Below are 11,972 nucleotides of genomic sequence, written 5' to 3'. Positions count from 1 at the left end.
CGCTCCTAAAATAATTTTAATTGCTGTGGTGCTAAACCTTTATAATCAATTCCCAATATCTTTTGATATGTTTTGGCATTTTGTGCTGCATGTCCACCGGAATTATTGTTAAATACAACGTAAATTTTTTTTGCTTTATGCTCTAATACTTTCACTTTGTTTACTAAAGCTTCTAATTCTTGCTGGCTATAGTCATAAAGATATCTGACATCTCTCCACGCCTCATCAGTCATATCTTTCTTCGTCCATCCGTGCACATTGCGTCCATGGTAACGTACAAAAGCAGTATCGTGTGTAATTCTATTAACTAGCGGTACGGAGCCTTGACCCGCCTGTGGTTCATCACAAACAGCATGTATAATTTGTTGCTGTGTTAAAAATGCTAATGTTTCCTCTTTATATGTTTCATTGAACCATGATTGATGTCTAAATTCTACACAGATAGGAAATGATTTTAATTGTTCTCGGACGTAACGGATATATGTAATATTTTGCACTGAGCAATCAAACCAAGGTGGAAATTGTACTAATACCATTGCGAGCTTACTTTCTTCTTGAAGCGGTTGAAGCATAGCTTTAAACTGATTAAATAATTCTTGGCGTGTTTCTGCGTAATCATGATAGTCTGCATGTAATGTTAGAGCTTGATGAATTTTAACTATAAATTCAAAACGTTTAGGTGTTTCTCTTATCCATTTTTTTATATTTCTTTCAGGCTGAATTGCGTAATAAGTAGCATCTAATTCCACTATAGGAAAATGACTTGCATATGTAATTAGCTTATCTGATTTACGTTGCAAATCTTCATATAAGGTATCATGATCTCCCCAACCTGTTAATCCAATATTTATCATATTATCACCAAATTAATGATACCACAGATGTTTTATCGGATTCACTAGATTAAATTCAATTTACGTTAACTTAAAGAAATAGAACTATGCTTTCATAACTTTCTATAAATCAATACTGGGCTTCTCATTATGTATGATTAGATATTAATAAAAATGGCGCTAATTACATCATGTATTAGCAGCCATTTTATTATATATTTAAAACGTTATTTCATTTCAATTTGCTTTGTTTAAGACATTATATATGCTATTGCTGAAGTATATTTTCAGCTTCTTTCACAACTTTTTCAATCAATAATGCTGCCGAAAGGCGTTGTGCTAATCTTGGACTTTGTCCACTCCATAAATGCGTCCACTGTGCATTCCCTTCTTTAGCTGCAGCTTTGCGAATAGCATTTGTCAATTGATTTTGAATTGGATAATCTGGAATATCGTCATTATAACCTTCCATATTATGAATAAATTCATTATCAATACCACGTGCTGGTTTACCACTAAAGACGTTAGTAACGACTGTATCTGTTTCTAAACTTTGCTTGATAGCATTTTTATATAATTCAGTAGCTGCACTTTCTTCCGTTGTGAGGAAACCGGTGCCCATTTGTACAGCTTGTGCGCCTAATACTAATCCTGCTACTAAGCCTCTTCCATCCATAATTCCACCAGCAGCAATCACCGGAATATTTACATTATCAACAATTTGTGGAACGAGTGACATCGTACCGACTAAAGGCATTTGGTTATTGGATGTTCTGGTAAACGAACCTCGATGCCCACCTGCCTCACTGCCTTGTGCAATGACTACATCCATGTTTGCACTTTCATTCGCAATCGCTTCTTCAACTGAAGTCGCAGTACCTATTATAATAATATTGTGCGCTTTCAATTTTTTTATAACTGCTTGGTTAGGAATGCCAAACGTAAAAGAAACAATCTTCACACCTTTATCAATCACAATATCAATTGCTTTATTAAACACCTGTTCCTCACTAATATTTAGTACAGGTTCTTCTAAATTAAACGCACGTCGATACGGTCTCAACCAAGCATTCATGTGTTCAATTTTTTCTGGAATATATAATTTTTCACTTGGTACAAATAAATTTACTGCAAACGGCAAATCTGTTAACGCTTGAACACGTGTGATTTCTTGTTCAAGTTTTTCAGAATTGAAGTAGCCTGCACCTATTGTTCCTAAGCTGCCAGAGTTACTCACTGTTGCAACTAATTCTGGTGTTGTACTACCAGCCATCCCTGCTTGTATTATTGGGTATTCAATGCCTAACAAATCAGTGATTCGTGTTGATAACTTCATGTCATACACTCCTTTTAAAACATATCTCATATTCATAACATAAATATATTCATCATTTATTATTGTATGCTTTCATTTGATGTTTAAGCTTTTCTTTTTCCTCTTCATCCATCTCATCTTCTATTTCCATACCTAACATTTCTTCTATTAAGTCTTCGTGTGACACTATTGCATCTGTACCTCCATACTCATCTAATACGATAGCTAAATGCTTACGTGCTACTGTCATTTTTCTTAACACCCATTCTGCCTTGTTATGCTCATTCACAAACAAGGGCTCCGACGTGTATTGTAAAATATCGTTCGAAGTCTCTCTACTCCATGCTAATAAATATTTCGAATGAAAAACCCCAATAATATGATCCATATCGTTTCCATACACAGGATAGCGCGTATAAGGTTTAGAGATAATCACATCATATGCCTCTTCATATGAAATATTAGAAGGGAACGCAGTTACATTAATTCTTGGCGTTGTACTAATATCTTTAATTTTTAGCTTTTCAAAATTCATAACACCTTGAATGCGTTCTCGTTCCATTTCATTCAATGCACCTTCTCTATCTGCAATTGCGAGCATGTGTCTAAGTGCATCTTTTGAAAAATCATGATTCTCTTGCCTACCATCTATAATATTATTAACTATGCCTGCAATAACGTTAAGTACTTTAGTCATAGGCATAAAAACCACAACAAAAAAGAAACAGGTGCATAAACTAAATGTGAAGTTTTATAAGGATTTGCCGCGGCAAATGATTTAGCAATTACTTCTAATATCGCAATGACGATCACTGTGATTAGGGCAGCAAGTATTCCAACCTTTACACCCGACCTTATCGCTATAATCGTTACAAGTGCTGCTAGAATAACTTTTGATATATTCTTCCCAATAAGCATAGTCGTTAACACAGTACTCAGTTTAGTTAATAATTGATTAACTTGTGCTGCCTTGTTATTTCCTTGATCAGCTTCTGTTTGTATCTTTATTCTATTCACGGTAGTTAGCGCAGTTTCACTACCAGAAAAGAAAAAAGAAGCAAATAAAAGTATGATTATTACAATAATCATAAATACATAACTCCTTAATATTAACTGTATTTAAAAATTGATAGATTATTAAATGATTCCCGTCTTTTAATTTATATAAACGCCTTAGATACAAAGTTGTAAACATTATCACTTTATGATGTTAATCCTATTTTCGCATTTATTTTTTTAAATTACGTTAACTAAGCCTTATATGATGATTAATTATGCAAGTTTTTTGGGTTGCATCGCATTAAAAAGAAATTCAATTAAGTTTACCTTAATGTATTGAGGGTATTGATAATGCCATATGTATTTACATCTTGAATTTTCATCATAATATTAAATTAAGTTGGAGCGATAAAACACATGCAAATTTTAGATTACGAAGTAGGCATTAGAAATATTAATTATACAGTCAAAACAGAAGACGGCATTATTTTTTCTCACAAATTACCTAAGGACACTTCATCTATACAGGTTAGAAAATGTTTGAAAGTCATAGCTAATAAACTGGATGAACGCAATAAAAGTTAATTGAATAACATAAAAAAAGCACAATACAATACAGTTTCCGATAACATTCAATCATAAGTGTTATCAAAATCGTATTGCATGTGCTTTTATTTATTTGAAAGCTTTAGATTTCAATCTATAAAACTAACCGATACTGCCTTCCATTTCGAACTTAATCAAACGGTTCATTTCAACAGCATATTCCATAGGAAGCTCTTTTGTGAATGGTTCAATGAAGCCCATTACAATCATTTCAGTAGCTTCTTCTTCAGAAATACCACGGCTCATTAGATAGAATAATTGTTCTTCTGAAACTTTAGATACTTTCGCTTCATGCTCTAATGAAATATTATCATTAAATACCTCATTATAAGGAATCGTATCTGAAGTAGATTCGTTATCTAAGATTAACGTATCACATTCAATGTTTGAACGTGCGCCTTTCGCTTTACGTCCAAAGTGCACGATACCACGGTAAACAACTTTACCGCCATCTTTAGAAATAGATTTAGACACAATTGTTGATGATGTGTTTGGCGCTTTGTGAATCATTTTCGCACCGGCATCTTGTACTTGGCCTTTACCAGCGAATGCGATAGACAATGTGCTACCTTTAGCACCTTCACCCATAAGTACACAGTTAGGATATTTCATAGTTAATTTAGAACCAAGGTTACCATCAACCCATTCCATATTACCATTTTCGTATACTAATGTACGTTTAGTAACTAAGTTATAAACGTTGTTCGCCCAGTTTTGAATTGTTGTATAACGTACGTGTGCATCTTTGTGTACGATAATTTCAACAACAGCTGAATGTAACGAGCTTGTTGTGTAAACTGGTGCAGTACAACCTTCTACATAGTTTACTGAAGCGCCTTCGTCAGCAATGATTAATGTACGTTCAAATTGACCCATGTTTTCAGAGTTAATACGGAAATATGCTTGTAATGGTGTGTCTAACTTAACATTCTTAGGAATATAAATGAATGAACCACCAGACCATACAGCTGAGTTTAATGCTGAGAATTTGTTATCTGCAGCAGGTACTACAGTTGAGAAATACTTTCTAAATAATTCTTCATTTTCTCTTAACGCACTGTCTGTATCTTTAAAAATAATACCTTTATCTTCTAGTTCTTTTTCCATGTTATGGTAAACAACTTCTGATTCATATTGCGCTGAAACCCCAGCAAGATACTTTTGTTCTGCTTCCGGTATACCTAATTTTTCAAACGTAAGTTTAATTTCTTCAGGTACTTCATCCCATGAACGCTCTGTATTTTCTGAAGGTTTAACATAATAAGTGATATCATCAAAGTCTAATTCTGATAAGTCTCCGCCCCATTGTGGCATCGGCATTTTATAGAACTGTTTTAATGATTTCAATCTATAGTTAAGCATCCATTCAGGTTCTTCTTTCATGTTTGAGATTTCACGGACAATATTCTCCGTCAAACCACGTTCTGATCTAAAAATGGAAACATCTTCATCGTGGAAACCATATTGATAATCTCCAACATCAGGTGCTTTTTTAGCCATTTCAATCACTCCTTTTATATATTAAAAACGACTTGTGTGCAAGATCATTTACTGTATTTTTACCTTCAATGACTGTAATGAAAGTCTGTTTATATTGAATTATTCTTAAATTTAGTTCCCTGTTGTATCTACTAGTTTGAATGGAATATTACACGATGTCAATGCATCAGTTCCACTTAATCTTCTGTGTTACCTTCTTTTTCAACTGTACCCTTTTCTAAAGCTTTCCAAGCTAAAGTAGCACACTTGATTCTCGCTGGGAATTGAGATACACCTTGTAGTGCTTCTATGTCGCCCATCTCTTCAGTAATTTCGAAATCTTCACCAAGCATCATTTTTGTGAACTCTTGGCTCATTTTCATAGCTTCAGCTAATGAATGACCCTTAACAGCTTCAGTCATCATAGAAGCACTAGACATTGATATTGAGCAACCTTCTCCATCAAATTTTGCATCTTTAATGAAACCATCCTCTATATCAAACGTAAGATGAATACGATCCCCACATGTTGGATTGTTCATGTCTACAGTCATGGAACCATTATCTAATGTGCCTTTGTTTCTCGGGCTTTTATAATGATCCATAATAACTGAACGATACAACTGATTTAAATTATTAAAATTCATATGAGAAAAACTCCTTCGTTTGTTTCAAGGCTTCAACCATTTGGTCAATATCTTCTTTAGTGTTGTATATATAGAAACTCGCACGTGCTGTTGAAGATTGATTCAACCATTTCATAAGAGGCTGTGCACAATGATGACCTGCTCTGACAGCTACACCTTCTGTATCTACTGCTGTAGCAACGTCATGCGCATGAACATCAGTCATGTTAAACGTAATCACGCCAGCACGACGTTCTTTAGAAGGTCCATATATTTCAATACCTTCTATTTCAGACATTTTGTCGTAAGCATATTGTGTCAACATCGTTTCATGTTGATGAATGGCATCGAACCCTAAACTTTCAAGATATTTTATTGCTTCTGCTAAACCGATTGCTTGTGCGATTAAAGGTGTACCGGCTTCAAATTTTGTAGGTAAGTCAGCCCAAGAAGCATCATATTTCCCTACAAAATCAATCATGTCACCGCCAAATTCAATAGGCTCCATGTTTTTCAATAAACGACGTTTACCATATAACACACCGATACCTGTTGGACCAAGCATTTTATGACCACTAAAACTATAGAAATCCACGTCTAGGTCTTGCATATCTAAGTCCATATGAGGGGCAGCTTGTGCACCATCTACACTTATAATCGCGCCATGTGCGTGTGCTACTTCAGTAATTGCCTTGATATCATTTACCGTTCCAAGCACATTAGATACATGAGTGATTGCAACAATTTTAGTGTTATCATTTATTGTTGCTTTTACATCCTCGATATTTAATTCTCCATCTTCAGTCATAGGAATAAATTTCAATTCTGCATTTTTTCGTTTGGCTAATTGTTGCCAAGGCACAATATTCGCATGATGTTCCATTTCAGTAACGACAATTTCATCGCCTTCAGAAATGTGAGCATCACCATAACTATGCGCAACAATATTAATACTTGCAGTTGTACCACGCGTAAATATAATTTCTTCAAAATATTTTGCATTAATAAAACGTCTAACTGTTTCACGGGCGCTTTCGTAACCATCAGTAGCTAAAGAGCCAAGTGTATGAACACCACGATGAACATTAGAATTATAACGTTTATAGTAATCATCAATCGCATCAATCACTTGTACTGGCGTTTGACTCGTCGCTGTAGAATCTAAATATGCCAGTCTGTTGCCATTAACTTGTTGATTAAGAATTGGAAAGTCTTTTATAATTTCATTAACATTTAATAATTCGGTCAAATTATCCACAGACCTTTCTAAATTAAGAATCTATAATCAGACCTTAGTATATGATAGGAACATGCTGTAGCACCATCTATAATAAGCACTATAAATGGTTGCTTTGGCCGTTCCTAGCACTTTAGTACTATTGTCTTGAGTTTAACTTCTATGGTTGATTACTGTTTATTTATTAACTTTAAGTTCGATGACTTCACTTAATTGTCGTTTTACATCTTCAATTGGTAATTCACGTACTACTGGGTCTAAGAAACCATGAATAACTAAACGTTCTGCCTCTTGTTGAGAAATACCGCGACTCATAAGGTAGTATAATTGTTCAGGATCTACACGACCAACTGATGCTGCATGTCCTGCTTCTACATCATCTTCATCAATTAATAATATTGGGTTAGCATCTCCACGTGCGTGCTCTGAAAGCATTAATACACGAGACTCTTGGTTAGCCACAGATTTCGTGCCACCGTGCTTAATATATCCAATTCCATTAAAGACAGTAGATGCATGTTCACGCATTACACCATGTTTTAAAATATAGCCATTAGTTTCTTTACCATATTGTACAATCTTAGAAGTTAAATTAATTTTTTGATCTCCAGTACCAACTACTACAGATTTCAATGCACTCTCAGAGCGGTCGCCAATTAAATTCGTAGTATTATCAATAATTTGACTACCTTCATTCATTAGACCTAAAGCCCAATTAATCGTTGCATCTTCTGCTGTGACACCACGGCGAATAATATGACCAGTAAATCCTTTATCTAAGTAATCTACTGAACCGTAAGTGATTTTTGAGTTTGCACCTGCATTGACTTCTGAAATAATATTAAGTTGCCCAGCTTCACTAGCAGCATTTGATAAGTAGTTTTCTACATATGTGACTTCTGCACTTTCTTCAGTCGTAATAATCACATGATTATAAAAACTAGCATCAGCATCATCATGTAATACAACATATTGAATTGGATGTTCTACAACTACATTTTTAGGAACATATACAAAAATACCACCATTGATAAGTGCTGTGTGTAATGCTGTTAAGCGATGTTCATCTACAGTCACTGTTTCATTCATTAAATGTTGTTTTACTAAATCTGGATGATTCACTAGTGCTTCTGATAAACCTTCAACAATAACACCATCATTGCTTGCTGATTCTGAAACCTTAGTAAATGCAAGCGTATTATTATGTTGTATAATTAAATTTTCAGAATTTTTAATATCAATGATTTCTTTTACCGCTTCAGGCAATTCATCTAATGCATTGAAAACTTCTCCTGTCGTTTCATGTTGTTTAAATGAGTCAAAATCCCATTTATTTATTTTTGTTTTATCTGGTTTTGGCATTTCTAAAGTTTCAGTTAATTTCAACGCTTCTTTACGTAATTCTGTCATCCAAGCAGGCTCATTATGGGCTTGTGAATATTCAACTAGTTGCGCTTCAGAAATGTTCAAAGTTTCAGTCGTCATACTTTTTTCCTCCCATTTGATGATTGTATGATTCGTTTATAGTATCTAAATCAAACCTTAAATCTTCATCTAAATTAATATTTACATATGAGTTGAGACTTATTCTGTAGCACCGAACTCTTCTTTAACCCATTCATAACCTTCTTCTTCAAGACGTTTAGCTAATTCAGGTCCTCCTGAAGTTACTACTTTACCACCGAACATTACATGTACGTGATCTGGTGTAATATAGTCTAATAAACGTTGATAGTGAGTGATGATTAATGCACCAAACGCTTCTCCACGCATTTTATTGATACCTTTAGAAACTACTTTTAAAGCATCAATATCTAGACCAGAGTCAATTTCATCTAAAATAGCGAATTTTGGTTCTAACATCATTAATTGTAAGATTTCATTACGTTTTTTCTCTCCACCTGAGAAACCTTCATTTAAATAACGTTGCGCCATATTTTCATCTATATCTAAATAACCCATCTCTTTATCTAATTTTTTGATGAATTGCATTAAATTTATTTCATCGCCTTCTTCACGTTTCGCATTTATTGCTGAACGCATGAATTCTGCATTTGTAACGCCTGTAATTTCTGATGGATATTGCATTGCTAAGAACAATCCAGCTTTTGCACGTTCGTCAACTTCTAATTCTAAAATGTTAACGCCGTCTAATAATACTTCACCTTGTGTTACTTCATAGCTAGGGTGTCCCATAATCGCAGATGATAATGTTGATTTACCTGTACCGTTAGGCCCCATAACTGCATGGATTTCATCCGTGTTAATTGTTAAATTAACACCTTTTAGAATCTCTTTATCTTCAATAGACACATGTAGGTCTTTAATTTCTAATGTTGATGGCATACATATTCCCTCCGTAATATATGATATGTTTTTCTTTACTAGTTTATAATAATTTTAATCTACAGTCAAAAGACTAAAACTAAATTACATCCTCTAATTATAACGTAGTTATATTTGAATATAAACCTTTTCAAGCGCTAAATTAAAATAGTTATTAAAACATAATCATTTTCGATAACAATACTAAGATTTTCGTAACTGATAATTTAAGATATGATGTTCTCAATAATATTCGCTATGTATAGTCATTGTTACAATAGAATGCATGTTAAAGTCATATATTACGTTTAATAACTCACTTTAATATTGTAATACTTAAATTTTATGATAATATCATTTATACAATTTATATAGAAAGGAGATAAATATGTCGAAGATTAAATGGTCTAATTTATGGCGTGGATTCGCTATGGGGACCTCAGATTTAGTTCCTGGTGTTAGTGGTGGTACGATCGCCCTTTTGCTAGGCATATATAATGATTTCATACGTTCTATCAGTGGTATTTTCTCTAAACGTTTTTGGGAAAGTTTAAAGTTTTTAATTCCCATTGTACTTGGAATGTTAATCGCTATTGGTTCATTAAGTAAGTTGATTAACTTTTTATTAAATACACACCCTATCCCAACGTTATTCTTTTTTGTTGGACTTATTTTAGGTATTATTCCATATTTATTAAAAACTTCACGCTTCAAACAAACTTTTACAGCTAAGCATTATATGCTAGTAGTATTGGGTATTGTCGTTATTGTAGTGATTACTTTATTAAATAATGGTAATAAACATGCAGGTGAAACGCTAACATTTTCTACAAGTCTTTTTATTAAATATTTTATCGCTGGAGTTTGCGCTTCAAGTGCAATGTTATTACCAGGTATTTCAGGTTCATTTATGCTACTAGTATTTGGAGCTTATGGCACAATTATGTATGCAATTTCAGAATTTTTATCATTCAATTTCAATGCCGTGCCCATATTATTAACAGTTGGACTTGGTATTATCGCTGGTTTCTTATTATCTAGTAAAGCAATACAATATTTCTTAAACTATCATACATCTTTAACCTACGCCTTAATTATTGGATTTGTGGTAGGTTCACTCTATGCAGTATTTCCTGGATTACCTACTTCTATATTCATGTGGTTTATTTCAGCACTAACATTAATTATAGGATTTTTCATTAGTTATAAGTTAGGTCATATTAACGAAACTGGTCATTAATATTTATATAAATCACTCATATATTTTACAATGTAGATTAGTTAATTTCTTTTATCTCATCCTTATTTTTAACATATATTGTGGATTTTCATTTTTAACGAGATAAAGTGTAATTCGTTACAGTAGCAATCATTCATATATTTTTATATAATAAATCTTCAATCTTTTAAAGATTGAAGATTTATTATATCGGAGGAATTAATTAATTTTTGGGAACCTTTATTAGTTTAATTACATTTATCATTCTATTAGCACTTACCGCTTTCTTTGTTGCCACAGAATTCGCAATAGTCAAAGTGCGAACATCGAGAATTAATACACTGGCCAATGGAAATAATAAAAATGCGCTTGCAGCTCAAAAAGTTGTCACGCATTTAGATGAGTATTTGGCGGCTTGTCAATTAGGTATTACAATCACTGCTTTAGGTATAGGTATGGTTGGAGAATCAACCTTTGAGTTCTTATTGCACCCTCTTTTCAGTAGCTTAGGCTTGTCTGAAACTATGATCCATATTTTCACACTTATTAGTGCCTTTATCATTGCCACTTACTTGCATGTTGTAATTGGTGAAATGGCGCCTAAGACGATTGCCATTCAAAAAGCTGAACAACTTACTTTATTAATTGCTAAACCTATTATTATGTTTTCTAAATTATTTTATCCATTTATATTTATACTCAACGGTTCGGCACGCTTAATTTTAAAATTGTTCGGTATGCAACCTTCTAAGGAAAGTGAACTTTATCATTCTGAAGAAGAACTAAAGTTACTTATTAAAGAAAGCCATGAAGGCGGCGAAATTTCTGAGAATGAATTAACGCATATCAATCGTGCATTTGCCTTTGATGAAATGACTATCCAAGATGGCTATATACCTATCAAGGATGCTTCGCTAATTAATATAGACAAGTCAATTAGCGAGACGAAATCTTATATCAGTCATGCGCATTATACTCGATTTCCTGTATATAAGGAAAATAACACAAATATCATTGGTTATATCCACGCCAAAGATTTGCTAAACGACAGTGTTACTTCAATAAAAAGCATTACCCATGATATCCTTAAAATACGTCTCAATACCAAATATCATCAAGTACTCGAGCAAATGAAGAGCAACCAAATTCATATCGCACTCATAGAAGATGAAAATGGGCAGCCCCTAGGTATTATTACTATGGAAAACATACTCGAAAACATTGTCGGCGATATCAAAGACGAACATGATCAACGCTAAGCAATGACATATGATTACGTCTTGATTCAACTTTAAAATCGTAAAGCTATGCATCGTTTTACTAAAAAAGTACA

9 protein-coding genes and 1 pseudogene are annotated in these 11,972 nt (G+C 33.5%); 2 read left to right on the top strand and 8 right to left on the bottom strand.

The window, feature by feature from the left end; genetic code table 11:
• Window positions 1-5: 5 nt before the first annotated feature.
• The 8 genes and pseudogenes from BK821_RS06630 to sufC all read right to left on the bottom strand — a co-directional run bounded on the left by BK821_RS06630 (window position 6) and on the right by sufC (window position 9,441).
• Window positions 6-854 (bottom strand): DUF72 domain-containing protein, encoded by an 849-nt coding sequence (locus tag BK821_RS06630; protein WP_063410201.1) that lies wholly within the window; start codon window positions 852-854, stop codon window positions 6-8.
• A gap of 247 nt (window positions 855-1,101) precedes the next feature.
• The gene (locus BK821_RS06625) at window positions 1,102-2,169 is read right to left on the bottom strand and encodes an NAD(P)H-dependent flavin oxidoreductase (protein ID WP_046837288.1); all 1,068 of its coding nucleotides are present in this window, start codon (window positions 2,167-2,169) and stop codon (window positions 1,102-1,104) included.
• Window positions 2,170-2,221: 52 nt separating this feature from the next.
• Window positions 2,222-3,237 (bottom strand): annotated as a pseudogene (locus BK821_RS06620) (hemolysin family protein).
• 618 nt (window positions 3,238-3,855) lie between these two features.
• Entirely contained in the window at window positions 3,856-5,253 is a 1,398-nt protein-coding gene (sufB, locus tag BK821_RS06615; protein WP_046837286.1) for a Fe-S cluster assembly protein SufB, read from the bottom strand.
• A 176-nt stretch (window positions 5,254-5,429) separates the two neighbouring features.
• Window positions 5,430-5,879: a Fe-S cluster assembly sulfur transfer protein SufU gene (sufU, locus tag BK821_RS06610; RefSeq protein WP_046837285.1), complete on the bottom strand. Its 450-nt coding sequence runs from the start codon at window positions 5,877-5,879 to the stop codon at window positions 5,430-5,432.
• A complete protein-coding gene (locus tag BK821_RS06605) occupies window positions 5,869-7,107 on the bottom strand; it encodes a cysteine desulfurase (RefSeq protein ID WP_046837295.1) in 1,239 nt (412 codons plus the stop codon). The genes sufU and BK821_RS06605 overlap by 11 nt, the downstream gene beginning before the upstream one ends.
• A 165-nt stretch (window positions 7,108-7,272) precedes the next feature.
• A complete protein-coding gene (gene sufD / locus BK821_RS06600) occupies window positions 7,273-8,580 on the bottom strand; it encodes a Fe-S cluster assembly protein SufD (RefSeq protein WP_046837284.1) in 1,308 nt (435 codons plus the stop codon).
• 99 nt (window positions 8,581-8,679) lie between these two features.
• A complete protein-coding gene (gene sufC / locus BK821_RS06595; RefSeq protein WP_046837283.1) occupies window positions 8,680-9,441 on the bottom strand; it encodes a Fe-S cluster assembly ATPase SufC in 762 nt (253 codons plus the stop codon).
• A 367-nt stretch (window positions 9,442-9,808) separates the two neighbouring features.
• Between sufC and popT the strand changes: the two genes are divergently transcribed.
• Together popT and BK821_RS06585 are read left to right on the top strand one after the other, a co-directional pair.
• Window positions 9,809-10,660, top strand: coding sequence for a polyprenyl-phosphate transporter PopT (gene popT, locus BK821_RS06590; RefSeq protein WP_071331446.1), 852 nt, complete (start codon window positions 9,809-9,811; stop codon window positions 10,658-10,660).
• A 209-nt stretch (window positions 10,661-10,869) separates the two neighbouring features.
• Window positions 10,870-11,898: a hemolysin family protein gene (locus BK821_RS06585; RefSeq protein WP_046837281.1), complete on the top strand. Its 1,029-nt coding sequence runs from the start codon at window positions 10,870-10,872 to the stop codon at window positions 11,896-11,898.
• Window positions 11,899-11,972: the final 74 nt, after the last annotated feature.

It is taken from the genome of Staphylococcus sp. LCT-H4, assembly GCF_001866145.1.
GTDB classification, from domain to species: domain Bacteria; phylum Bacillota; class Bacilli; order Staphylococcales; family Staphylococcaceae; genus Staphylococcus; species Staphylococcus succinus.
The sequence above is the reverse complement of the archived record's forward strand: the minus strand, read 5'-3'. Positions and strand labels throughout refer to the sequence as shown.